General features: G+C 70.8%; 18 protein-coding genes and 1 pseudogene. 13 read left to right on the forward strand and 6 right to left on the reverse strand.

What is annotated here, in order from left to right:
• The 5 genes and pseudogenes from ACFPZJ_RS14655 to ACFPZJ_RS14675 all read left to right on the forward strand — a co-directional run.
• A pseudogene (locus ACFPZJ_RS14655) lies at positions 1 to 464 on the forward strand (DUF3459 domain-containing protein); the annotation flags it as partial.
• Entirely contained in the window at positions 461 to 2,161 is a 1,701-nt protein-coding gene (treS, locus tag ACFPZJ_RS14660) for a maltose alpha-D-glucosyltransferase (protein WP_381021323.1), read from the forward strand. The pseudogene ACFPZJ_RS14655 and the gene treS, both read left to right, overlap by 4 nt.
• A gap of 121 nt (positions 2,162 to 2,282) precedes the next feature.
• A complete protein-coding gene (locus ACFPZJ_RS14665; RefSeq protein WP_381021325.1) occupies positions 2,283 to 3,722 on the forward strand; it encodes a maltokinase N-terminal cap-like domain-containing protein in 1,440 nt (479 codons plus the stop codon).
• Positions 3,723 to 3,774: 52 nt separating this feature from the next.
• Positions 3,775 to 6,678 (forward strand): 1,4-alpha-glucan branching enzyme, encoded by a 2,904-nt coding sequence (gene glgB, locus ACFPZJ_RS14670; RefSeq protein WP_381021327.1) that lies wholly within the window; start codon positions 3,775 to 3,777, stop codon positions 6,676 to 6,678.
• Positions 6,679 to 6,810: 132 nt separating this feature from the next.
• Entirely contained in the window at positions 6,811 to 6,945 is a 135-nt protein-coding gene (locus tag ACFPZJ_RS14675; protein WP_381021329.1) for a hypothetical protein, read from the forward strand.
• A gap of 115 nt (positions 6,946 to 7,060) precedes the next feature.
• On the opposite strand, the gene ACFPZJ_RS14680 is transcribed toward ACFPZJ_RS14675, so the two are convergent.
• From ACFPZJ_RS14680 to ACFPZJ_RS14695, 4 genes are all read right to left on the reverse strand, one after another.
• Positions 7,061 to 9,340 (reverse strand): HelD family protein, encoded by a 2,280-nt coding sequence (locus ACFPZJ_RS14680; protein WP_381022116.1) that lies wholly within the window; start codon positions 9,338 to 9,340, stop codon positions 7,061 to 7,063.
• Between the two features lie 131 nt (positions 9,341 to 9,471).
• Positions 9,472 to 9,786 (reverse strand): thioredoxin family protein, encoded by a 315-nt coding sequence (locus ACFPZJ_RS14685; protein ID WP_381022118.1) that lies wholly within the window; start codon positions 9,784 to 9,786, stop codon positions 9,472 to 9,474.
• A complete protein-coding gene (locus tag ACFPZJ_RS14690; protein ID WP_381021331.1) occupies positions 9,783 to 10,211 on the reverse strand; it encodes a MerR family transcriptional regulator in 429 nt (142 codons plus the stop codon). The genes ACFPZJ_RS14685 and ACFPZJ_RS14690 overlap by 4 nt, the downstream gene beginning before the upstream one ends.
• Before the next feature lie 202 nt (positions 10,212 to 10,413).
• Complete coding sequence (locus ACFPZJ_RS14695; RefSeq protein ID WP_381021333.1) at positions 10,414 to 11,799, reverse strand: cation:dicarboxylate symporter family transporter; 1,386 nt, start codon at positions 11,797 to 11,799, stop codon at positions 10,414 to 10,416.
• Positions 11,800 to 11,974: 175 nt separating this feature from the next.
• Here ACFPZJ_RS14695 and ACFPZJ_RS14700 point away from each other — a divergent pair, with 175 nt between their 5' ends.
• Together ACFPZJ_RS14700 and ACFPZJ_RS14705 are read left to right on the forward strand one after the other, a co-directional pair.
• The gene (locus ACFPZJ_RS14700; protein WP_381021334.1) at positions 11,975 to 13,615 is read left to right on the forward strand and encodes a sensor histidine kinase; all 1,641 of its coding nucleotides are present in this window, start codon (positions 11,975 to 11,977) and stop codon (positions 13,613 to 13,615) included.
• Positions 13,612 to 14,298: a response regulator gene (locus tag ACFPZJ_RS14705; protein ID WP_381021335.1), complete on the forward strand. Its 687-nt coding sequence runs from the start codon at positions 13,612 to 13,614 to the stop codon at positions 14,296 to 14,298. The genes ACFPZJ_RS14700 and ACFPZJ_RS14705 overlap by 4 nt, the downstream gene beginning before the upstream one ends.
• A 48-nt stretch (positions 14,299 to 14,346) precedes the next feature.
• Here ACFPZJ_RS14705 and ACFPZJ_RS14710 read toward each other — a convergent pair whose 3' ends face one another.
• Positions 14,347 to 14,904, reverse strand: a complete 558-nt coding sequence (locus tag ACFPZJ_RS14710) for a hypothetical protein (RefSeq protein ID WP_381021337.1) — start codon at positions 14,902 to 14,904, stop codon at positions 14,347 to 14,349.
• A 159-nt stretch (positions 14,905 to 15,063) separates the two neighbouring features.
• Here ACFPZJ_RS14710 and ACFPZJ_RS14715 point away from each other — a divergent pair, with 159 nt between their 5' ends.
• The 4 genes from ACFPZJ_RS14715 to ACFPZJ_RS14730 all read left to right on the forward strand — a co-directional run bounded on the left by ACFPZJ_RS14715 (position 15,064) and on the right by ACFPZJ_RS14730 (position 19,101).
• Complete coding sequence (locus ACFPZJ_RS14715) at positions 15,064 to 16,440, forward strand: extracellular solute-binding protein (RefSeq protein ID WP_381021339.1); 1,377 nt, start codon at positions 15,064 to 15,066, stop codon at positions 16,438 to 16,440.
• Between the two features lie 16 nt (positions 16,441 to 16,456).
• Positions 16,457 to 17,407 (forward strand): carbohydrate ABC transporter permease, encoded by a 951-nt coding sequence (locus ACFPZJ_RS14720; RefSeq protein WP_381021341.1) that lies wholly within the window; start codon positions 16,457 to 16,459, stop codon positions 17,405 to 17,407.
• Between the two features lie 8 nt (positions 17,408 to 17,415).
• On the forward strand, positions 17,416 to 18,255 hold the full coding sequence (locus ACFPZJ_RS14725; RefSeq protein WP_381021343.1) for a carbohydrate ABC transporter permease: 840 nt from the start codon (positions 17,416 to 17,418) through the stop codon (positions 18,253 to 18,255).
• 108 nt (positions 18,256 to 18,363) lie between these two features.
• Positions 18,364 to 19,101 carry a helix-turn-helix domain-containing protein gene (locus tag ACFPZJ_RS14730; RefSeq protein WP_381021344.1) on the forward strand — a complete coding sequence of 246 codons (738 nt, stop codon included), beginning with the start codon at positions 18,364 to 18,366 and terminating at the stop codon, positions 19,099 to 19,101.
• Here ACFPZJ_RS14730 and ACFPZJ_RS14735 read toward each other — a convergent pair.
• On the reverse strand, positions 19,098 to 20,123 hold the full coding sequence (locus tag ACFPZJ_RS14735; RefSeq protein WP_381021346.1) for an ATP-dependent 6-phosphofructokinase: 1,026 nt from the start codon (positions 20,121 to 20,123) through the stop codon (positions 19,098 to 19,100). The genes ACFPZJ_RS14730 and ACFPZJ_RS14735 overlap by 4 nt on opposite strands.
• Before the next feature lie 223 nt (positions 20,124 to 20,346).
• Between ACFPZJ_RS14735 and pta the strand changes: the two genes are divergently transcribed.
• Together pta and ACFPZJ_RS14745 are read left to right on the forward strand one after the other, a co-directional pair.
• Complete coding sequence (gene pta, locus ACFPZJ_RS14740; RefSeq protein ID WP_381021348.1) at positions 20,347 to 22,458, forward strand: phosphate acetyltransferase; 2,112 nt, start codon at positions 20,347 to 20,349, stop codon at positions 22,456 to 22,458.
• On the forward strand, positions 22,455 to 23,669 hold the full coding sequence (locus tag ACFPZJ_RS14745; RefSeq protein ID WP_381021350.1) for an acetate kinase: 1,215 nt from the start codon (positions 22,455 to 22,457) through the stop codon (positions 23,667 to 23,669). Before pta ends, ACFPZJ_RS14745 begins: the two co-directional genes overlap by 4 nt.
• Positions 23,670 to 23,732 lie beyond the last annotated feature (63 nt).

A 23,732-nucleotide genomic window follows, 5' to 3' on the forward strand; every position in this document is an offset into this window, starting at 1 on the left:
TGCGCGAGGGCAGCGAGGAGTACCTCGACTCCGAGAAGTACCAGCTCCGCCCCCGCGACTGGGAGACAGCCGAACGCGAAGGCCGCACCATCACCCCCCTGATCACCAGGCTCAACACCATCCGGCGCGAGAACCCGGCGCTCCAGCAACTGCGTGATCTGCACTTCCACCAGACGGACAAGGAAGCGGTGATCGCGTACTCGAAGCGGAAGGGTTCGAACACGGTTCTGGTGGTCGCCAACCTCGACCCTCACCACACCCAGGAGGCCACGGTCTCGTTGGACATGCCGCAACTCGGCCTGGAATGGCACGAGTCGGTGCCGGTGCGCGACGAGCTCACCGGCGAGACCTATCACTGGGGCAGGGCCAACTATGTGCGCCTCGAACCGGGCCACAGGCCCGCGCATGTCTTCACGGTTCTGCGACCGTCCACCCCGCAGATCGGAGGGTCACCCACAAAATGATCGTCAACGAGCCCGTTCCGGACACCTTCGAGGACACTCCCGCGAAAGACCGGGACCCTGAGTGGTTCAAACGCGCCGTGTTCTACGAGGTCCTCGTCCGCTCCTTCCAGGACAGCAACGGCGACGGCGTCGGTGACCTGAAGGGCCTGACCGCCAAACTCGACTACCTGCAGTGGCTGGGCGTCGACTGTCTGTGGCTGCCGCCCTTCTTCAAGTCGCCGCTGAGGGACGGCGGCTACGACGTCTCCGACTACACCGCCGTGCTGCCGGAGTTCGGTGACCTGGCCGACTTCGTGGAGTTCGTCGACGCCGCCCACCAGCGCGGCATGCGCGTGATCATCGACTTCGTCATGAACCACACCAGCGACCAGCACCCGTGGTTCCAGGAGTCGAGGAAGGACCCCGACGGGCCGTACGGCGACTACTACGTGTGGGCCGACGACGACAAGCAGTACCAGGACGCGCGGATCATCTTCGTCGACACCGAGGCCTCCAACTGGACGTACGACCCGGTGCGCAAGCAGTACTACTGGCACCGCTTCTTCTCGCACCAGCCGGACCTCAACTACGAGAACCCGGCCGTGCAGGAGGAGATGATCTCCGCGCTGAAGTTCTGGCTGGACCTGGGCATCGACGGGTTCCGGCTGGACGCGGTGCCGTACCTGTACCAGCAGGAGGGCACGAACTGCGAGAACCTCCCGGCCACGCACGCCTTCCTCAAGCGGGTGCGCAAAGAAATCGACGCGCAGTACCCCGACAAGGTGCTGCTGGCGGAGGCCAACCAGTGGCCGGAGGACGTCGTCGACTACTTCGGCGACTTCCAGTCCGGCGGTGACGAGTGCCACATGGCCTTCCACTTCCCGGTCATGCCGCGCATCTTCATGGCCGTACGGCGGGAATCCCGCTACCCGGTCTCCGAGATCCTCGCCAAGACCCCGGCCATCCCCTCGGGCTGCCAGTGGGGCATCTTCCTGCGCAACCACGACGAGCTGACCCTGGAGATGGTCACCGACGAAGAGCGCGACTACATGTGGGCCGAGTACGCCAAGGACCCCCGCATGCGCGCCAACATCGGCATCCGGCGCCGACTCGCCCCGCTGCTCGACAACGACCGCAACCAGATCGAGCTGTTCACGGCCCTGCTGCTGGCGCTGCCGGGCTCGCCGATCATCTACTACGGCGACGAGATCGGCATGGGCGACAACATCTGGCTCGGCGACCGCGACGCGGTCCGCACGCCGATGCAGTGGACCCCGGACAGGAACGCGGGCTTCTCGTCCTGTGACCCGGGGCGGCTGTTCCTGCCGACGATCATGGACCCGGTCTACGGCTACCAGGTCACCAACGTCGAGGCCTCGATGGCCTCGCCGTCCAGCCTGCTGCACTGGACCCGCCGCATGATCGAGATCCGCAAGCAGAACATCGCCTTCGGGCTGGGCTCCTACACCGAGCTGCCCTCCTCCAACCCCGCGGTCCTCGCCTTCCTGCGGGAGTACGAGGACGACCTGGTGCTGTGCGTGAACAACTTCTCGCGCTTCGCGCAGCCCACGGAGCTGGATCTGAGCGCCTTCGAGGGCCGGCATCCGGTGGAGCTGTTCGGCGGGGTCCGCTTCCCGGCCATCGGCGAACTGCCGTACCTGCTGACCCTCGGAGGCCACGGCTTCTACTGGTTTAGGCTCCGCAAGGACGCCGCGTAGGGCCTGCTCCGGCACTGATCGGCCAGGCAGGCCGCAAACCCCGTGGCGGGGCGTTTCCAGCGCCCCGCCCGGGGCACGCATCAGTAACACCCCGCCCACCCCGGGGAAAGGACGCGACGCCATGTCGGAAGCCGTCACACGCATCGTCACCGCCCCTCCCGGCCTCCTTGCGTCACTGGATCCGCTGCTGAGGGAGTGGCTGCCGCGGCAGCGCTGGTTCGCGGGCAAGGGGCGTCCGGTCACCGGGTTCACCCTGGTCGAGGCCACCGAGCTGCTGCCGTCCACCGCCAAGCTGGGCCTGTACCACCTCCTCGTGCGCGCCCATCAGCCGCTCGTGCCGGGCCACAGCGCCCCCGAGCAGCCGGGCGACTGCTACCAGCTGCTGATAGGCGTGCGCGAGGCGCTGCCGCCCCGGCTGGCGCCCGCGCTCATCGGACACGTGACCAGCGGGCCCCTGGCCGGACGGACGGTGTACGAGGCCCTGCACGACCCCCGGCCCGCCGAACTGCTCCTGGAGGCCCTGCGCACCCAGGCCCGCATCGGCGGGCTGCGTTTCGACAGGGACCCGCACCAGGAGATCCGGGCCGGCCTGGTGCCCCGCCTGGTGACCGCCGAGCAGTCGAACTCGTCGGTCGTCTACGGCGATACGTTCATCCTCAAGCTCATGCGCCGGGTGGTGCCCGGGATCAACCCCGATCTGGAACTGCCGCTGGCGCTGGCCCGTGTGGGCTGCCCGAAGGTGCCGCCGCCGACGGCCTGGATGGTGGCCGACGTCGGGCGGTCCGCCGCCTCGGCCGCGGTCACCGGTCCTGCGGACTTCGCCGACGAGCCCTACGTCCTCGGCGTGCTCCAGCCGTTCGTGCAGGGCGCCGCCGACGGCTGGGAGCTGGCGCTGCGCGAGCTGGCCAAGGGCGAGGACTTCGTCGCCGAGGCGCGGGACCTCGGGCGGGCCACGGCCGAGGTGCACACCGCGCTGGCCCGTGCCCTGCCGACGGTGACGATGGGCCACCTCCAGCTCCAGCGGACCGTCGAGGGCATGATCGAGCGGCTGGAGGCGGCCGTACAGGCGGTGCCCGCGCTGCGGCCGTACGCGCCCGGGCTGCACTCGGCGTTCACGGCGCTGGGCGACCTGGCCGCCGAGGGCCGTACCTGGACCGCGCAGCGCATCCACGGTGACCTGCACCTCGGGCAGTGCCTGCGCTCGCCCGCCGGCGACTGGTGGCTGATCGACTTCGAGGGCGAGCCCGTACGGCCGCTGGCCGAGCGGCGGATGCCGCAGCCGGCGATGAAGGACGTCGCCGGCATGCTCCGTTCGTTCGACTACGCGGCCCGCTCGGTGGACCCGCCGCAGCCGGACTGGGCCCGCACATGCCGGGCCGCGTACTGCTCCGGCTACGCGGAGGCCGCCGACCGCGACCCGCGCACCGACCCCGTGCTGCTGCGCGCCTACGAGACGGACAAGGCGATCTACGAGGTGGTGTACGAGGCCCGGCACCGCCCCGACTGGCTCCCGGTTCCGATGGCCGCCGTGCACCGGCTGGCCTCGGCCGACCCGACCTGAGCACCTCCTGACCACCTGATCCACCCGTACCTTCGCCTAGGAGGCCCCGCCCGTGACCCCCCGCCCCGAGTCCAGCGGTTCGCATCCGAAGAAGGCGGCCGAGACCGCCGGCGTCGAGCGGCCCACGACCGCGCAGAAGAAGGCCGCCGCGAAGAAGACGGCGCTGCCGGAGCAGGCGGCGGCGAAGAAGACCGTCGCGAAGAAGACGGCCGCGAAGAAGACGGCGGTCCCGAAACAGGCGACGGCCAAGAAGACGGCGGCCGGGAAGACCGCCGCGAACGAGTCGGCGGTCCCTCAGCAGACACGCGCCAGGAAGACGGCCGCGAAGAATGTCGCGGCGGCCGAGGAGGCGGCGTCGAAGGCCCTGGCCAAGAAGGCGACGACGAAGAAGGCCACAGCGAAGAAAGCCACAGCCAAGAAGGCGCCCGCGGAGAAGGCCGCGGCGAAGAAGACGACAGCGCGGGAGGCTCCGGCCGAGCGGGCGACCGCGCGGGGGACGGCGGCCGAGCAGACCACGGCCGACAGGGCGACGGCCAAGAAGACCGCCGCGAAGACGGTCGCCTCGAAGGCCACGGTCGCGAAGGCGACGGCGAAGAAAGCCACGGCGAAGAACGCCGCGGTGCAGAAGACGGCGCCCGCCAAGACACCCGCCAAGAAGACACCGGCCAAGAAGACACCGGTGAAGACGGCGACGAAGGCCACGGCGAAGAAGGCCACGGCCAGGAAGCTCACTCCGGCTGCCGCCGCCGTGCCGGAGCCCTCGGTCGCCGTCTCCCCCGCCGTCGACGCAGCCGACCGGGAGCGGCTGCTGAGCGGCACGCACCACTCCCCGCACTCCGTGCTCGGCGCCCACCCGGTGCCCGGCGGCATCGCCGTGCGCGCCTTCCGGCCGTACGCCCTGTCGGTGACGGTGGTCGCCGGGGACCTGCGGGCCGAGCTGCACGACGACGGGGAGGGCTTCTTCTCCGGGCTGCTCCCGCTGCGGGAGGTCCCGCAGTACCGGCTGCTCGTCGCGTACGAGGGGACGGTCCAGGACACCGAGGACGCGTACCGCTTCCTGCCCACGCTGGGCGAGTTCGACCTGCACCTGATCGGCGAGGGCCGGCACGAGGAGCTGTGGAAGGCGCTGGGCGCGCACCCCATGACGCACCAGGGCGTGACCGGCACCCGTTTCTCGGTGTGGGCGCCGAACGCGCGGGGTGTGCGGGTGGCCGGCACCTTCAACTTCTGGGACGGCACCGGCTTCCCCATGCGGTCGCTGGGCTCCTCGGGGGTGTGGGAGCTGTTCGTGCCGGGCATCGGCGAGGGCGAGCTGTACAAGTTCGAGATCACCCGCCCCGACGGCTCCAAGACGCTGCGCGCCGACCCGCTGGCCCGCCGCACGGAGGAACCGCCCGCGACGTCGTCGGTCATCACGTCCTCCACCTACGAGTGGGGCGACGAGCAGTGGCTGGCGCAGCGCGCCGAAGTCCCCGCGCACAAGGCGCCGTTCTCCGTCTACGAGGTGCACCTGCCCTCATGGCGCCCTGGACTGACCTACCGTCAACTGGCCGAGCAGCTCCCGGCCTACGTCAAGGACCTGGGCTTCACGCACGTGGAGCTGATGCCGATCGCGGAGCACCCCTTCGGCGGGTCCTGGGGCTACCAGGTCACCGGCTTCTACGCCCCGACGGCCCGGCTCGGCACCCCGGACGACTTCCGGTACCTGGTGGACTCGCTGCACCAGGCGGGCATCGGCGTCCTGATGGACTGGGTGCCCGCGCACTTCCCGCGCGACGACTGGGCGCTCGCCGAGTTCGACGGCCGTCCGCTGTACGAACACGAGGACCCGCTGCGCTCCGCGCACCCCGACTGGGGCACCCTGGAGTTCGACTACGGCCGCAACGAGGTCCGCAACTTCCTGGTGGCGAACGCCCTGTACTGGTGCGAGGAGTTCCACATCGACGGCCTGCGCGTGGACGCGGTGGCCTCCATGCTGTACCTGGACTACTCGCGTGAGCCGGGCCAGTGGGTGCCGAACGAGTACGGCGGCCGGGAGAACCTGGACGCGGTGGCGTTCCTGCAGGAGATGAACGCGACGGTGTACCGGCGGGTGCCGGGCGTGGTGACCGTCGCGGAGGAGTCGACCGCCTGGGACGGTGTCACACGGGCCACCGACCACAAGGGCCCGAGTGGCTTCGGCGGGCTCGGGTTCGGGCTGAAGTGGAACATGGGCTGGATGCACGACTCGCTGGGGTACATGTCCCACGACCCGATCCACCGCCAGTACCACCACCACGAGATGACGTTCTCGATGGTGTACGCCTACAGTGAGAACTACGTGCTGCCGATCTCGCACGACGAGGTGGTGCACGGCAAACGGTCACTGGTGTCGAAGATGCCCGGCGACTGGTGGCAGCAGCGTGCCAACCACCGCGCCTACCTGGCCTTCATGTGGGCCCACCCCGGCAAGCAGCTGCTCTTCATGGGGCAGGAGTTCGCGCAGGGCGCCGAGTGGTCCGAGGCGCACGGCCCCGACTGGTGGCTGCTGGACCCGAACTACGGCGCCGAGCCGGACCACCGGGGCGTGCGGGACCTGGTCCGCGACCTCAACACCGTCTACCTCCACACCCCGGCCCTGTGGCAGCGGGACACGGAGCCGTCCGGTTTCCAGTGGGTGGTCGGGGACGCCGCCGAGGACAACGTCTTCGCGTTCCTGCGGTTCGACGTCGACGGCACCCCGCTGCTGTCGGTCTCGAACTTCTCGCCGGTCGTCCGCCGCGACTACCGTCTCGGTGTCCCGCAGGACGTCTCCGCCTGGCAGGAGGCCCTCAACACCGACGCCGGCCGCTACGGCGGCGGTGACGTCACCAATCCCGCCGTCATCAAGCCGGAGCCGCAGGGCTGGCACGGCCGCCCGGCGAGCATCCGGCTGACCCTGCCACCGCTCTCGACGGTGTGGCTGCGCCCGGCCTGACGGTCAGCGGGCCCACTGTGACAGCGCTGTGACCGGAGGCGTGGCCTCCGCCGCTGTCCGGACGCTGGTGGGGTGGCCGATGTCTGCCGCCCCCCGGCGTCCGCCGCCCGTCCTGCCCCGTGGGGTGGCGGTATGACGGCCTGCTGCCGGCGGGAGGACGGCACCACCTACGAGCTCGCGACCGGGACCCAGGCCGTGTTCTGGGTGTGCTGCTCGGTGACCGTTCTGTCGCCGGCGGGCGGCCTGTGGCGCGCCCTGCGGACCTGAGGGCGCTGCTGCGGTAGGGCGGCGCCGGGCCCGCGCCGGGCCCGCCCTGCCGCAGGGCCGGGTCCGCGCCGGCCGCCCGAGTCCGGCCGGAGCCCCTCGGGCACGCCGCCGCCGGCTACCGCAGGGCCTCGGCCAGCGCCTTCGGCAGCTCCCCGGTGTGCAGCACCCCCAGCCGCTGGGTGGCCCGGGTCAGGGCGACGTACAGGTCGCTGGTGCCGTACCGGCCGGGCTCGACCACGAGGACGGAGTCGAACTCCAGCCCCTTGGCCTGGCGCGGGTCGAGCAGGACGACCGTGCGCGTCAGGTCCGGTTCCGCCCCCGCCGTCACCCCGTCCAGGCGGGCCGCCAGCCTCCGGTGGAGGTCGCGCGGTGCGATGACCGCCAGCCGTCCCTCGGCGGGGGTCAGCTCCCGCGCCGCCTCGGCCACGGCACCGGGCAGGTCGTCGGTGGCGCGGGTCCACGGCCGTACGCCCGTGGACCGCACCGAGCTGGGCGGTTCGAAGTCCGGGTGCTCGGCACGCACCACGGCCGCCGCCACGTCCATGATCTCGGCGGGCGTGCGGTAGTTGACGCCGAGGCGGGTGTGCTCCCAGCGGTCCTCGACGTAGGGCTCGAGGATCTTCGCCCACGAGCCGACACCGGCCGCCTCCGCGGTCTGCGCCGGGTCGCCGACCAGGGTCATCGAGCGGGTCGGGCTGCGCCGCATCAGCAGCCGCCACGCCATCGGCGACAGCTCCTGCGCCTCGTCGACGATGATGTGCCCGAAGGCCCAGGTCCGGTCGGCCGCCGCGCGCTCGGCGGCGCTGCGGTGGTCGTCCTCCTCATGGCGCTCGGCGAACCGTTCGGCGTCGATGATGTCGTGCGCCAGGAGCACCTCGGAGGCCTCGGGGTCGTCCTCCTCCTTGTCCTCGAACTCGTACGTCCGGGAGGCGTACGACACGTCCAGCACGCCCTGCGCGTAGGCGATCTGCGCCTGTCGCTCGCGTTCCGCGCGTTCGCGCGCCAGCCGGTCGTCCTCGCCGAGGAGCTCGGCGGCCTCGTCGAGCAGCGGCACGTCCGCGACCGTCCAGCGCCGGGTCACCGGGCGGCGGATCGCCGCCGCGTCCTCGTCGGGGAGGAAGCCCTCCGGCGCGGCGAGGAAGTCCGCGACGAGCCGCTGCGGGGTGATCCTCGGCCACAGCCGGTCGATGGCGGACCAGACCTCGGGGTTCTCGGCGAGTTCGTCGCGGATCTGGGTGATGTCGCCGGCGTCCAGCAGGCTGGACCCGTCGAACGGGTCGGTGCCGATGCGTTCGGCGTACAGGTCGGTGAGGGTGTTGAGGATGTGGCCCTCGAAGTGTTCGCGCGCGGCGTTGTGGGGCAGCTTGGCGGCGCGGGTGCGTTCGCGGGCCACGTTGACCAGGCCGTCGTCGAGCATGAGGATCTCGCGGTCGTGCTCGATGGTGATCACCGGGTCGGGCAGCGCCTGCCGGCTGCGGACCACCTCGGCGAGCACACCGGCCATCTCGGCGCGGCCCTTCACGGCGGCCGCCTCGGGCGTGTCGGTCGCCGTCGCCTTCACCCCGGGGAACAGCTCCCCGACGGTCGCCAGCAGTACACCGGTCTCACCGAGGGAGGGCAGCACCTCGCCGATGTAGCCGAGGAAGGCGGGGTTCGGCCCGACGATCAGCACGGCCCGCTTGGCCAGCAACTCCCGGTGCTCGTAGAGCAGGTACGCGGCACGGTGCAGGGCGACGGCGGTCTTGCCGGTGCCAGGGCCGCCCTCGACCACCAGCACTCCGCGGTGCGGGGCGCGGATGATGCGGTCCTGGTCGGCCTGGATGGTCCGCACGATGTCGCCCATGCGGCCGGTGCGCGCCGAGTTCAGCGCGGCGAGCAGCACGGCGTCGCCCGTCGGGTCCTCGTGGCCGGTGCGGGTCTCGTCGCCGAGGTCGAGGATCTCGTCGTGCAGGGCGGTGACGCGCCGGCCGTCGGTGGAGATGTGCCGCCGGCGCCTGAGCCCCATCGGGGTGTGGCCGGTGGCCAGGTAGAAGGGACGGGCCACGTCGGCCCGCCAGTCGATGAGGATCGGCGTGCGCTCGGCGTCGTCGGCTCGCAGCCCGATCCTGCCGATGTGGTGGCTCACCCCCGAGGTGAGGTCGATCCGGCCGAAGCAGAGCGAACCGTCCACCGCGTTCAGCGCGGCGAGCAGCCCCGAACGCTCGGCGACGAGGATGTCCCGCTCCAGCCGGGCCTGCATCGGGGTGTTCCCCTGCGCGAGCGCGTCCGTGACGGAGGTTTCGGCGTCGCCGCGCAGCGCGTCCACGCGTGCGTACAGCCCGTCGATGAATCCCTGTTCCTCGCGCAATTCATCGTCCGGAAATTCGGTGTTTGACAATTCCGCTCCCGCCCGGATATACTGTGCTCACTGAACTTCACAGCGGCTTCAAGGGATTGACCTAATCGAAGTCGCGAACCAATGAATATACGCAGTGAAATCCCCCGAGCGCAATTGCTCGGGGGATTTCCTTTCGTCCGGGCCGCGGCCTACAGGACGTCGGCCAGCTCCTCGCGCAGCCGCCGCTCGGGCCGGGCCCCGACCATCGACGCCACGGGCTCGCCGTCCCGGAAGACCATGAAGGTCGGCATCGACAGCACCTTGTACGCGTGGGTGGTCGCCGGGTTGCGATCCACGTTCAGCTGCACCACCTTCAGCCGCGCTCCCTCCTCGGCGGCGAGGGACTTCAGCACCGGCCCCATCTGCCGGCACGGCGGGCACCAGTCGGCGGTGAACTCCACCAGCACCGGCAGCTCCGCGCCGAGCACCTCCGCCTCGAAGTCCGCGTCCGTCACGTCGGTCACCACGCGTGGCCTCCCAGTTCGCACCCGGGTTCCGGACCGCCCGGAACCAGCGTCTCGGCGGCCAGCGCGTCACGCGCCCGCTCGGCCCGGACCAGCTGACGCGCGACCGTCTCCCGCACCGCCGTCAGCTCCCCGATGAGGGAGTCCAGTTCGGTCAGCTTGCGCCGGTAGACCGCGAGGGACGCGGGGCAGGTGTCGCCCTCCGGGTGACCGGCCCGCAGACACTCCACGAAGGGCCGTGTCTCCTCCAGCTCGAAGCCGAAGTCCCGCAACGTCCTGATCTGCTCCAGCAGCCTCAGGTCCCGTTCGTCGTACGTCCGGTGCCCGTTGCCGTCGCGCCGCGCGGGCAGCAGCCCCCGCGTCTCGTAGTACCGCAGCGTCCGCGTGGTGGTCCCGGCCCGTGCGGCCAGTTCGCCGATTCGCATGCCTGCGAACGTACGCCTTGACGCCGACGTCAAGGCAAGGGAGCCGAGCCGGGCCCACGGCAGGGGCCGCGGGCCGGGCGCACGGGCAGCGAAAAGCCGAGCGGCCCGGCCCACGGGGGGAGGCCGGACCGCTCGGCGGCTCGGGGCCGGGCGGCTGAGCGACGGGGGGACACTCAGCCGCCCGGGGTCTGGGCGGTGCCGGTCAGGCCCTGGCGAGTTCCTTGTCGCCGCCCGGCTCGGGCACCTCGGCGCGGGTCTCGCCGCCGTGACCGTCGTCCAGGAGCGTCGTCTCGTCGAAGGGCACCCGGCCGGCGAGTACGTCGTTGACCCGCTCCTTGTCGATCTCCTTGGTCCAGGTGCCGATCAGGACGGTGGCGACCGCGTTGCCCGCGAAGTTGGTCAGGGCGCGGGCCTCGCTCATGAAGCGGTCGATGCCGACGATGAGGCCGATGCCGTCGACCAGGGCCGGCTTGTGCGACTGCAGGCCACCGGCCAGCGTCGCCAGGCCCGCGCCGGTGACACCGGCGGCGCCCTTCGAGGCGACCAGCAGGAACAGCAGCAGCGGGATCTGCTCGCCGATGGACATCGGCGTGCCCATGGCGTCGGCGATGAACAGCGAGGCCATGGTCATGTAGATCATGGTGCCGTCGAGGTTGAAGGAGTAGCCGGTCGGGACGGTGATGCCGACCACCGGCTTGCTGACGCCCAGGTGCTCCATCTTCGCGATGAGCCGCGGCAGCGCGGACTCGGACGAGGAGGTGGACAGAATCAGCAGGAACTCGCGGCCCAGGTACTTGAACAGCGTCAGGATGTTCAGGCCGGAGACGACCCGCAGCAGCACGCCGAGCACGACGAAGACGAACAGCACACAGGTGACGTAGAAGCCCAGCATCAGCACGGCGAGGCTCTTGAGCGCGTCCAGGCCCGCCGAGCCGGTGACGGCGGCGATGGCGCCGAAGGCACCGATCGGGGCCGCCCACATGATCATGGCGAGGACGCGGAAGACGAGCCGCTGGATGTGCTCGACACCGCGCAGGATCGGCGCTCCGGCCGGACCCATGGCCTGCAGCGCGAAACCGGCGAGCAGCGCGATGAGCAGGGTCTGCAGCACCTCGCCCTCGGTGAAGGCGGACACCAGCGTGGTCGGAATGATGCCGAGCAGGAACTCGGTGGTGCCCTTGGCCTCGGCGTCGACCTGCGCGTGACCGGCCTCCTTGACCGCGTCGGTCACCGCCAGGCTCGTACCCGGCTCCAGGATGTTGCCGACGACCAGGCCGATGCCCAGCGCCACCAGGGACATCACCAGGAAGTAGCCGAGGGCGATACCGCCGACGGCGCCGACCTTGGTGGCCTTGCGCACCGAGCCGATGCCCAGCACGATCGTGCAGAAGATGATCGGCGAGATCATCATCTTGATCAGGTTCACGAACCCGGTGCCGATCGGCTTCAGCTCGACCGCGAAGTCGGGTGCGGCCAGCCCCACGGCGATACCGAGGGCGACCGCGATGATCACCGCGATGTAGAGATAGTGCGTGCGGTCCCGCTTGGCTTTTGGTGCGGCAGGTGCCGTATCGGCTGCGCTGGTCACGGCGGCCCTCCTTGACGACGTCGTCGGCATCACCGGCGTGCGGCTCACGTCCGGGCGTCGGGAGCGGTGCTCCCGCAGATGCGGTTGGGGAATGCCGTGACTATGTCCTGCTCTGTGAGCGCGGTCACCCTTCCGTTCATTTAGTTCACAATCAGCCAAGGGGCAGACTGACGACATGCGCATCCCGCTCCCGAGACCCCGCAGCCTCGCGGCCCAGCTCTTCGCCATGCAGGCCGTGCTCATAGCGGTCGTCGTAGCCGGTTACGCGCTGTTCACGTACCTCAGCGACCGCGGCCAGGCCGAGGACGCCGCGGGCCGCCAGGCCACGGCGGTGGCCCGGTCGGTGGCCGACTCACCCTCCGTGGTCGAGGCGATCCGCACCCCCGATCCGACGGCAGAGCTCCAGCCGTACGCACTGCGCGTGATGCGGGACACCGACGTCGACTTCGTCACGATCATGAACCCGCGGGGCATCCGCTGGACCCACCCCGATGCGAAAGAAATCGGCCAGCGCTTCCGCGGCCACACCGACAGGGCGCTGAGGGGCCAGACCTTCACCGAGACCTACACCGGCACGCTCGGCCCGTCGGTCCGCGCGGTGACCCCGATCCGGGACGGCGAGAGGATCGTCGGCCTGGTCAGCGCCGGCATCCGGGTCGAGGAGATCAGCCAGCGGGTGCAGAGCCAGCTCACGGCCCTGATCGGCGTGGCGGCCGGGGCGCTGGCGCTGGGCGCCGTCGGCACCTACGTCATCAACGCCCGGCTGCGGCGCCACACCCACGGCATGAACGCGGAAGAGCTCAGCCGCATGCACGACTACCACCAGGCCGCGCTGCACGCCGTGCGCGAGGGGCTGCTGATGCTCGACGGGCAGTACCGTGTGGCGCTGATCAATGACGGCGGGCGGGAGCTGCTGGGCGTGTCGGGCGAGGTGGTGGGCAGGTCGGTGGCCGAGCTCGGCCTGCCTCCGTCGCTGACGGGCGCCCTGCTGGCCTCCGAGCCGCGGGTGGACGAGGTGCACCTGACGGCGGACCGCGTGCTGGTGGTGAACACCTCCCCGGTGTCGGGCGGCGAACGGCGCGGCACGGTGGTGACCCTGCGGGACGTCACCGAACTCCAGGCCCTGATGGGCGAGCTGGACTCCGAGCGCGGCTTCACCCAGGCTCTCCGGTCCCAGGCCCACGAGGCGGCCAACCGTCTCCACACGGTGGTGTCGCTGATCGAGCTGGGCCGGGCGGAGGAGGCCGTGGACTTCGCGACGGCCGAGCTGGAACTGGCCCAGGCCCTCACCGACCAGGTGGTCGCGGCGGTGAGCGAACCGGTCCTGGCCGCGCTGCTGCTCGGCAAGACGGCACAGGCCAACGAGCGGGGCGTGGAGCTCGTGGTCTCCGAGGACAGCCGCCTGGACGACGGACTGCTGCCGGAGAGCCTGTCGGCCCGGGACCTGGTGACGATCCTGGGCAACCTGATCGACAACGCCGTGGACGCGGCGCAGGGCGGGGTACGGCCGCGGGTGACGGTCACGGCACTGACCGAGGACGACAAGGAACTGGTGCTGCGGGTCTCCGACACCGGCCCGGGCGTGGACCCCGCCCACGCCGAGGCGGTCTTCCAGCGGGGGTTCTCCACCAAGCCGTCCAGGCCGGGCGGCCGGGGGCTGGGCCTGGCGCTGGTACGGCAGGCGGCCACCCGGCACGGCGGCTCGCTGTCGGTGGCGGACGCCGACGGGGGCGGGGCGCGGTTCGAGGTACGGCTGCCGCTGCGGGAGGCCGTCGCCGAGGGTGCGATCTCAGCAGGGCCGGGAGGCGACGCATGACGAGCGAGCAGCCGATTCGCGTGCTGGTGGTGGAGGACGACCCGGTCGCCGCCGACGCGCACCTGATGTACGTCGGGCGGGTGCCGGGTTTCGTGGCCGTCGGCAAGGCGCACACGGGCGCGGAAGCCCGGCGCTGCCTGGACCGTACGCCCGTCGACCTGCTGCTGCTGGACCTGCACCTGCCGGACGTGCACGGGCTGCAGCTGGCGCGCTCCCTGCGGGCGGCCGGCTACCACGCGGACGTGATAGCGGTGACGTCGGCCCGGGACCTGACGGTGGTGCGGGAGGGGGTCTCGCTCGGGGTCGTGCAGTACGTGCTGAAGCCGTTCACGTTCGCCACCCTGCGCGACCGCCTGGTCCGCTACGCGGAGTTCCGGGGCGCCGCGGGCGAGGCGAGCGGCCAGGACGAGGTCGACCGTGCGCTGGCGGCACTGCGGGCACCGGGCCCGGCGGCGCTGCCGAAGGGCCTGAGCGCACCGACGCTGGAACGGGTCACCGTCGCCCTCCGGGACAGCAAGGAGGGCCTGACGGCGACCGGCGTCGCCGAAGCGGTGGGCATCTCCCGCATCACGGCCCGCCGCTACCTTGAGCACCTGGTGGACGCGGGCCGGGCGGCCCGGCGCCCCCAGTACGGGACGGTGGGGCGGCCGGAGCTGCAGTACCGGTGGGTGACCGGGCAGTGAGTCCTGAGCCTGTGACGGGCCGGGTCCGCCGGGCGGCGGGCCGGTGCGTCAGGGCGCGGTGACGGGCCGGGCGTACGACACGACCTGGACGCCGAGCCCGGCGACGGTCAGCGCCTCGGCGACGGAGAGCGCGAGGAGCCCCGGGGACACGTTCCCGGCGGCCCAGTAGACGCCGAGCCCGGCGAGCGGCACGACGCAGAAGGCGAGCAGGTCGACGGCGCACTGGATGGCCTTGCGGGAGCGCCGCCGGGCGTCGGAGCGGTGCGCGATCTCCCAGCCGAAGGCCCGCTCGTCCCCGGCGAGCCGGGCGAGACGAGGTCCGAGATCGCCCCGTACGTAGGCCCCGATCGCGGAGATCTTCTCGTCGTTGACGAGGTAGGTCCAGCCGAGCACGACACACACCGGCGGCAGCGCCAGCAGCATCGCGGGCTGCTTTGCCTGCGCGGCCGCGGCGATGACGGCGGCGACGACGGTGAGGGTGACGTAGAGCAGGTTGTCGCGGAAGCCGATGCGGGTCTTCTGCTCGTCCTTGACGGTCTGGTACTCGGCGAGGAGGAGCTGACCGACGGTGATGTCGCTCCGCTCCGGCTGGTCAAGGTCCGGCACGCTGCCCCTCTCCCCCGATGTCCAACGCCCCGCCCCTGACGGGCCGTTGACCTACTTTATGGCCGGGCCGCCGCACACGCATTGACCTGACTAGACCACTCCTCTTACGTTCACTGGGCAGACGACTTGGGCCACCACGACGTGCGCCCGCAGGAGGTCATGCCCGTGCGCCCCACCGCCGCCCTCACCTCCCTCCTCGCCCTCGGCCTCGCCGCCGCGACCACCCTCACCGCCTGCGGCGGTGGCCCCGGCAGCGACCCGGACACCGTCAAGGTCTCCTTCAAACAGTCCACGGACAACTCCATCAAGGTGATGGACACCTACCTCACGGACATCAAGAAGCAGTTCGAGAGACAACACCCGGGCAAGAAGGTGGAGTTCGTGCCCATCAAGGCCCCGGACTCGGAGTACTACACCAAGCTCCAGCAGATGCTCCGCTCCCCGAGGACCGCCCCGGACCTGGTCTACGAGGACACCTTCCTCATCAACTCGGACATCACCAGCGGGTATCTGAAGCCCCTGGACCCCTACCTCGCCACATGGCCCGACTGGGACCGGTTCATCGACACGGCGAAGGCGGCCGCCAAGGGCGAGGACGGCAAGACGTACGGCGTCCCGGACGGCACCGACACCCGCGGCCTGTGGTTCAGCAAGGACATCTTCCACAAGGCGGGCCTACCGGCCGACTGGCAGCCGAAGACCTGGAAGGACGTCCTCGACGCCGCCCGCACCATCAAACGGAAGGTCCCCGGCGTCATCCCCCTGAACGTCTACACCGGCAAACCCGTCGGCGAGGCCGCCACCATGCAGACCTTCGAGATGCTGCTCTACGGGACGAACGACGGCACACAGGACCCCCTGTACGACAAGAGCAGCAAGAAGTGGATCGCCGGCAGCCAGGGCTTCAAGGACGCCCTGTCCTTCGTGGAGACCGTCTACCGGGAGAAACTCGGGCCGGACGTCTCCGACGCCCTAGACCCCCATGTCATGACCCGCGTCCGGGGCGAGTGGCTCCCGCAGGGCAGGCTCGGCATCGCCCTGGACGGCTCCTGGCTTCCGCAGGACTGGTTGAAGGGCAGCGGCCACGAATGGCCCGGGTGGCCGGACGAACTCGGCCTCGCCGCCATGCCGACCCAGCACGGCCAGGCCCCCGGCAAGGTGAGCATGTCCGGCGGCTGGACCTGGTCGATCCCGGCCAAGGCAGCCAACCCGGACCTGGCCTTCGAGTTCATCAAGACGATGCAGACGAGGGCCAACGCCAAGAAGTGGTACGTCGCCAACTCCGGCATCGCCGTACGCGAGGACGTAGCGGCCGACCCCTCGTACGCCACCGCCCAGCCCGGCACCGCGTTCTTCACCGGCCTGGTCGCCCACACCCACTATCGGCCCGCGTACCCGGCGTACCCGAAGGTCTCCACCGCGATCCAGGAAGCCATGGAGGGCGTCACGACAGGGGACCTGTCCGTCGAGGAGGCCGCGCGCGGGTACGACGACGCCCTCAAGGACGCCACCGACAACGAGGTCGTCGAGAAGTGAGCGGACGCCCCCAGCCATGACCACCGCACCGCACGGCGGCCCGGGCCCCGTCGTCGAGGCGCCCCCGGGCCGGCCGGGTCCGCGGCCCTCCGCGTCTCGACCGCCCCGCCTCCGGCGCTCGCCGGCCCGCCTCCTGCCCCTCTCCCCCGCCGTCGTCCTCCTGCTCCTCTTCCTCGCCGGACCGATCGGCTACTGCGTCTACATCGCCTTCACCGACCTCCAGCTCACCGGGCAGGCACGGGAGTCGTTCGTCGGTTTCGACAACTTCCGGCGCGCGTTCGGCGACGAGGAGTTCCTCAACGCGGTATGGCTGACCCTCGTCTTCACCGTCCTGTCGTCCCTCGTCGGCCAGAACACCCTCGGGCTCGCCCTCGCGGCGCTCATGCGGCGGGCGTCGAAGCCGGTCCGCACGCTCACCGGCGGGATCGTGGTCACGGCGTGGGTGCTGCCGGAGGTCGTGGCCGGGTTCCTGCTCTACGCCTTCTTCCGCCGCGAGGGGACCCTCAACGCCCTCCTGGACTGGCTCGGTCTGCCGTCCCAGAACTGGCTGTTCACCCTCCCCATCCTGGCCGTGTCCTTCGCGAACGTCTGGCGCGGCACGGCCTTGTCCATGCTGGTCTACTCGGCGGCCCTCGACGAGGTACCGCGGGAGATCACCGAGGCCGCCGAGGTCGACGGGGCCGGCGGCTGGCGCCGCCTGTGGCACATCACGCTGCCGATGATCCGACGCTCGATCGGCACGAACCTGATGCTCAACACCCTCCAGACGCTGTCCGTCTTCGGCCTGATCTGGGTGATGACCAGGGGCGGCCCGGGCGGCAGGAGCCAGACCCTGCCGCTGTTCATGTACGAACAGGCCTTCCAGAACAGCCTCATCGGGTACGGCACCGCCGTCGCCCTGCTGCTCCTGCTGGTCGGCTCCCTGTTCTCCCTCGTGTACCTGCGCCTGCTGCGGACGGAGGTCTGACGCCCCTCATGGCTCTCCCCCTCACCTCCCGCCGTACGGCCCGCCGCCTGGCCGCAGACGCGGGTCTGCTGCTCGTCGCCGCCGCCTTCGCCCTGCCCCTGGCCTGGGTGGTGCTGTCCGCCCTCGACCCGCACGCTGACCTGCGGGTCAGGACCCCCGACGGCCTCACGCTGGACCACTTCGACGCGATCCTGACCCCCGAGATCACCTTCACGCCCCTGCTGAACAGCCTGATCCTGTGCGGGGGCGCGACCGCGCTGACGGTGGTGTGCGCGGCCCTGGCGGCCTACCCCCTGTCCCGGTTCCTCTCCCGCCTGAACCGCCCGTTCCTGCTGACGATCCTCTTCGCCACCAGCCTGCCCATCACGGCGATCATGGTCCCGGTGTACGCCCTGTTCGTGCGGGTCGACCTCATCGACACCGCGCAGGGCACTATTTTCTTCTTCGCGGCCTCCCAACTCCCCTTCGCCATCTGGCTGATGAAGAACTTCATGGACGGCGTGCCGAAGGAGCTGGAGGAGGCGGCGTGGACCGACGGCGCGAGTGCCCTTCAGTCGCTGACGCGGATCGTGCTGCCGCTGATGGGGCCGGGGACGGCGGTGGTGACGGTGTTCTCGTTCGTGATGATGTGGGGCAACTTCTTCGTGCCCTTCATGCTGCTGCTCACCCCGGACCGGATGCCCGCGTCCGTCAGCATCAACGAGTTCTTCGGGAACCGTGGCATGGTGGCGTACGGACAGCTGGCCGCGTTCTCGATCGTGTACTCGACTCCGGTGATCGTGCTGTACGTACTGATCGCGCGGCGACTGGGGGGCGGGTTCGCGCTGGGCGGGGCCATGAAGGGGTGAGCGTTCCGGGTCCGCGGCGAACCCGCCGGTAGCCGTAGGTTCCTACAATCTGTGATCTCGGCCGAACAGATCGTAGTCAAAACGGACCCGTGCCCCTACGTTGTGGCCGTGCGCCGACCCACTGCTCGAACGAACCAGTCCGCTCCCTCGGACCACGCCCCGCCGTTCAACGCCTCCGCCGCCCGTCGCCTGCGTGCCGCCCTGGGAATGGGACCCGAGCACGTCGCCTACGGCATGCGGGTCTCGTACGGGCTGCCGTACGTCACGCCGGATCTCGTGATCGCGTGGGAACGCGGGATCACCGCTCCGTCCAGTCCCGAACTGACCGCTCTCGCGGGTGTGCTGTGGTGCTCGCCCGGCGAGCTCATCGGCAGGCCCCGTACCCTGCGTGAACACCGCGTCGCACGCGGCCTCGCCCCGGAGGACGTCGCCCGCGCCGTCGGGCACGACCTCCCCGCCTACCTGCGGATGGAGGAGAACGACGCCTGGCGGGGCACCGAGCGCCAGTCCGCCGCCCTGGCCGATCTGCTCGAGCTGTCCCTGCCCGACTTCGTCACCGTCACCGGGCGGGAGACGAAGCTCGCCGAGCTGCTGCACAGCGCCGTCACCACGCGGTGGCAGGCCTACGTGCGTCCGGTCGGGAAGATCGTGCCGCTGGAGAAGCGGCTGCTGGAGTCCGTACTCCAGCAGCTGCACGAGAACTATCAGGGACAGATGGCCGCCACGCTGAGCTGGGGCGGCGGTGGCAGGGACGCCGGGGACGCGGGCCGGGAGTTCCTCGACCGGATCGTGGACCACTTCTGGACCACGGCGGCCGAACACGGCGCCGGAGGCAGCTCCGGCTAGAAGACCGACTCCGCCTCGTCCATCCGGTCCTTCGGCACCGTCTTCAGCTCGGTCACCGCCTCCGCCAGCGGCACCATCACGATGTCGGTGCCGCGCAGTGCGGTCATGTGGCCGAACTCGCCGCGGTGCGCGGCCTCCACGGCGTGCCAGCCGAACCGCGTGGCGAGCACCCGGTCGTACGCGGTCGGCGTGCCGCCGCGCTGGACGTGGCCGAGAATGACCGGCTTGGCCTCCTTGCCCAGGCGCCGCTCCAGCTCGTGGGCGAGGGCCGTGCCGATGCCCTGGAAGCGCTCGTGGCCGTACTGGTCGATCTCGCCCTTGCCGTAGTCCATCGTGCCGTCGGCGGGGTGGGCGCCCTCGGCGACGCAGATGACGGCGAACTTCTTGCCGCGGTTGAAGCGCTCCTCGACCATCTTGACGAGGCCGGCGGGGTCGAAGGCACGCTCGGGCAGGCAGATGCCGTGCGCACCGGCGGCCATACCGGACTCCAGCGCGATCCAGCCCGCGTGACGGCCCATGACCTCGACGACCATCACCCGCTGGTGGGACTCCGCCGTCGTCTTCAGGCGGTCCATCGCCTCCGTGGCGACACCGACCGCGGTGTCGAAGCCGAAGGTGCGGTCGGTGGAGGAGATGTCGTTGTCGATGGTCTTCGGCACGCCGACCACCGGCAGGCCCGCGTCGGACAGCATCCGGGCCGCCGTCAGCGTGCCCTCGCCGCCGATCGGGATCAGCGCGTCGATGCCGAAGTCGCGGATCATGTCGGAGGCGTTGACGCAGGCCTCGCGCAGCCGGTCGCGCTCCAGGCGGGAGGAGCCGAGGATGGTGCCGCCGCGGGCGAGGATGCCGCTGACCCCGTTGAGGTCGAGGTTGCGGTAACGGCCGTCCAGCAGGCCCGCGTAACCGTCCTCGAAGCCGATGACCTCGTCGCCGTAGTTGTCGACCGCTCGGTGCACGACCGACCGGATCACTGCGTTCAGGCCGGGGCAGTCGCCGCCTGCGGTGAGAACTCCGATACGCATCGTGCTGTGTCTCCTGCTCGCTGTTGATACCGGTGAGCCACTGTCGATTGTTCCACGGCCCACAGCCCGGTGCCGCCCCCACTCTGACGGGCGCCTTATCCATCCACAGAGGTATTGTCAAGAGGGTTCTGCTCACCTCGGTGGGCGATTTTTGTACCCCCGCTCCTCGGTGACCCGAGCCCCGCACACACGAAACCCCTCAGAGACGAAACGGAGAGCACGCGTGACCCGCAGCGTGTACGTGACCGGTATCGACCGCGGCGACGGCCGCCAGGTCGTCGAGCTGGGGGTCATGGAACTCCTGACCCGGCAGGTCGACCGGGTGGGTGTCTTCCGTCCCCTCGTCCACGACGGGCCCGACCGCCTCTTCGAGCTGCTGCGGGCCCGCTACCGGCTGTCCCAGGACCCGGCGACCGTCTACGGCATGGACTACCACGAGGCGTCCGCCCTGCAGGCCGAGCGCGGGACCGACGAGCTGGTGGCCACGCTCGTCGAACGGTTCCACCTGGTCGCCCGCGACTACGACGTCGTCCTCGTCCTCGGCACCGACTTCGCCGACACCCAGCTGCCGGACGAGCTGTCCCTCAACGCCCGGCTCGCCAACGAGTTCGGCGCGTCCGTGATCCCGGTGGTGGGCGGGCGCAGGCAGAACGCCGAGTCGGTGCTGGCCGAGACGCGCAACGCCTACCGGGCGTACGACGGTCTCGGCTGCGACGTGCTCGCCATGGTCACCAACCGGGTCGTCCGCGAGGACCGGGACGTGATCGCCGAACAGCTGGCCGACCGGCTCCCCGTGCCCTGTTACGTACTGCCCGACGAGCCGGCGCTGTCCGCCCCGACGGTCGCCCAGATCGTGCACGCCCTCGGCGCCAAGGTGGTGCTCGGCGACGACTCCGGGCTCGCCCGGGACGTGCTCGGCTTCGTCTTCGGCGGCGCCATGCTGCCGAACTTCCTGAGCGCCCTGACCCCGGGCTGCCTGGTCGTGACCCCGGGCGACCGCGCGGACCTGGTCGTCGGCTCGCTCGCCGCGCACAGCGCCGGCACCCCGCCGATAGCCGGCGTGCTCCTCACCCTCGACGAGGTCCCCGGCGACGACATCCTCACCCTCACCGCCCGCCTCGCCCCCGGCACCCCGGTGGTCTCGGTGCCCGGCACCAGCTTCCCCACCGCCGAGCAGCTGTTCTCCCTGGAGGGCAAGCTCAACGCGGCCACCCCGCGCAAGGCGGAGCGGGCGCTCGGCCTGTTCGAGCGGTACGTCGACACCGTCGACCTGAACAACCGGGTCTCCGCGCCCAGCAGCGACCGCGTGACGCCGATGATGTTCGAGCACAAGCTGCTGGAGCAGGCCCGTTCCGACCTGCGCCGCGTCGTCCTCCCGGAGGGCACCGAGGAGCGGGTGCTGCACGCGGCCGAGGTGCTGCTGCGCCGGGGCGTCTGCGAGCTGACGCTGCTGGGCCCGGTCGACCAGATCCGCAAGAAGGCCGCCGACCTGGGCATCGACCTCGGCGACTCCCAGCTGATCGACCCGGCCACCTCCGAGCTGCGCGACGCCTTCGCCGAGCAGTACGCGGCGCTGCGCGCCCACAAGGGCGTCACCGTCGAGCTGGCGTACGACGTCGTCTCCGACGTGAACTACTTCGGCACGCTGATGGTCCAGCAGGGGCTCGCCGACGGCATGGTGTCGGGCTCCGTGCACTCCACGGCCGCGACCATCCGGCCGGCCTTCGAGATCATCAAGACCAAGCCGGACGCGGAGATCGTCAGCTCGGTGTTCTTCATGTGCCTGGCCGACAAGGTGCTCGTCTACGGCGACTGCGCGGTCAACCCGGATCCGAACGCCGAGCAGCTCGCCGACATCGCCATCCAGTCGGCGACCACGGCCGCGCGGTTCGGAGTGGAGCCGCGCATCGCGATGCTGTCGTACTCCACCGGCACCTCCGGCTTCGGCGCGGACGTCGACAAGGTGCGCGAGGCCACCGAGCTCGTCCGCGCGCGCCGCCCCGACCTGAAGACCGAGGGCCCGATCCAGTACGACGCGGCCGTGGAGCCGTCGGTCGCGGCGACCAAGCTGCCGGACTCGGAGGTCGCCGGGCACGCGACCGTGCTGATCTTCCCCGACCTGAACACCGGCAACAACACCTACAAGGCCGTGCAGCGCTCGGCCGGCGCGATCGCCGTCGGGCCGGTGCTGCAGGGTCTGCGCAAGCCGGTCAACGACCTGTCCCGGGGCGCCCTCGTCCAGGACATCGTCACCACCGTCGCCATCACGGCGATCCAGGCCCAGTCCCCCGCCCCGTCCCCCCTGTCCCCGATCGAGAAGGCCCCCGCCCAGTGACTGCCAGCCGCGTCCTCGTCCTCAACTCCGGCTCCTCGTCCGTGAAGTACCAGCTCCTCGACATGCGTGACGGCGGCCGGCTGGCGGTGGGTCTCGTCGAGCGGATCGGCGAGGAGACCTCCCGTCTCAAGCACACCCCGGCGTGCGGCGAGAGCCGGGAGCGGACCGGTCCCATCGCCGACCACGACGCCGCCCTGAAGGCCGTGGCGGAGGAGCTCGCCGCGGACGGCCTCGGGCTGGACTCGCCGGAGCTGGCCGCGATCGGGCACCGGGTGGTGCACGGCGGCAAGCACTTCACCGAGCCGACCGTGATCGACGACACCGTGCTGGCCGAGATCGAGCGGCTGATCCCGGTCGCCCCGCTCCACAACCCGGCCAACCTGACCGGGATACGCACGGCCCGGGCGCTGCGGCCCGACCTGCCCCAGGTCGCCGTCTTCGACACCGCCTTCCACACGACGATGCCGGAGTCCGCCGCCCGCTACGCCATCGACGTCGAGACCGCCGACGCGCACCGCATCCGGCGCTACGGCTTCCACGGCACCTCGCACGCGTACGTCTCCCGGGCGACGGCGAAGCTGCTCGGCAAGGCGCCCGACGAGGTGAACGTGATCGTGCTGCACCTGGGCAACGGGGCGTCGGCATCCGCGGTCAGGGCGGGCAGGTGCGTGGACACCTCCATGGGGCTGACGCCTTTGGAGGGGCTCGTGATGGGTACGCGATCCGGAGACATGGACCCGGCCGTCATCTTCCATTTGATGCGTGTTGGTGGAATGTCCGCCGACGAGATCGACACTCTGCTCAACAAGAAGAGCGGTCTGATCGGTCTGTGCGGCGACAACGACATGAGGGAGATCCGCCGCCGCGTCGACGCGGGTGACGAGCGGGCGAAGCTGGCCTTCGACATCTACATTCACCGCTTGAAGAAGTACATCGGCGCCTATTACGCCGTGCTCGGCCGGGTGGACGCGGTCGCCTTCACCGCCGGGGTCGGCGAGAACGCGGCGCCGGTGCGCGAGGCCGCCGTGGCGGGCCTGGAGGAGCTGGGCCTGGCGGTGGACGCCGAGCGGAACGCCGTACGCGGCGACGAGCCGCGGCTGATCTCGCCCGACGACGCCAGGGTGAAGGTGGCCGTGGTGCCGACGGACGAGGAAATGGAGATCGCGACGCAGACCTACGCGCTGGTAAAGGGCTCGGAGAATCTCACCTGAGCGGCATCCCGCCCTTTTGTATTTTCCGCCAGACGGAATATTCCGCAGCGAAACAAACCGATA

Source organism: Streptomyces bullii, assembly GCF_042657145.1.
GTDB classification, from domain to species: Bacteria; Actinomycetota; Actinomycetes; order Streptomycetales; family Streptomycetaceae; genus Streptomyces; species Streptomyces bullii.

What these genes read in the sequence shown, in the direction of transcription:
- ACFPZJ_RS14700 (WP_381021334.1), top strand. Translation starts at nt 11,975, where the DNA reads ATGCGCATCCCGCTCCCGAGACCCCGCAGCCTCGCGGCCCAGCTCTTC.
- ACFPZJ_RS14675 (WP_381021329.1), top strand. Translation starts at nt 6,811, where the DNA reads ATGACGGCCTGCTGCCGGCGGGAGGACGGCACCACCTACGAGCTCGCG.
- ACFPZJ_RS14705 (WP_381021335.1), top strand. Translation starts at nt 13,612, where the DNA reads ATGACGAGCGAGCAGCCGATTCGCGTGCTGGTGGTGGAGGACGACCCG.
- ACFPZJ_RS14715 (WP_381021339.1), top strand. Translation starts at nt 15,064, where the DNA reads ATGCCCGTGCGCCCCACCGCCGCCCTCACCTCCCTCCTCGCCCTCGGC.
- ACFPZJ_RS14665 (WP_381021325.1), top strand. Translation starts at nt 2,283, where the DNA reads ATGTCGGAAGCCGTCACACGCATCGTCACCGCCCCTCCCGGCCTCCTT.
- ACFPZJ_RS14725 (WP_381021343.1), top strand. Translation starts at nt 17,416, where the DNA reads ATGGCTCTCCCCCTCACCTCCCGCCGTACGGCCCGCCGCCTGGCCGCA.
- treS (WP_381021323.1), top strand. Translation starts at nt 461, where the DNA reads ATGATCGTCAACGAGCCCGTTCCGGACACCTTCGAGGACACTCCCGCG.
- ACFPZJ_RS14690 (WP_381021331.1), bottom strand. Translation starts at nt 10,211, where the DNA reads ATGCGAATCGGCGAACTGGCCGCACGGGCCGGGACCACCACGCGGACG.
- ACFPZJ_RS14720 (WP_381021341.1), top strand. Translation starts at nt 16,457, where the DNA reads ATGACCACCGCACCGCACGGCGGCCCGGGCCCCGTCGTCGAGGCGCCC.
- ACFPZJ_RS14735 (WP_381021346.1), bottom strand. Translation starts at nt 20,123, where the DNA reads ATGCGTATCGGAGTTCTCACCGCAGGCGGCGACTGCCCCGGCCTGAAC.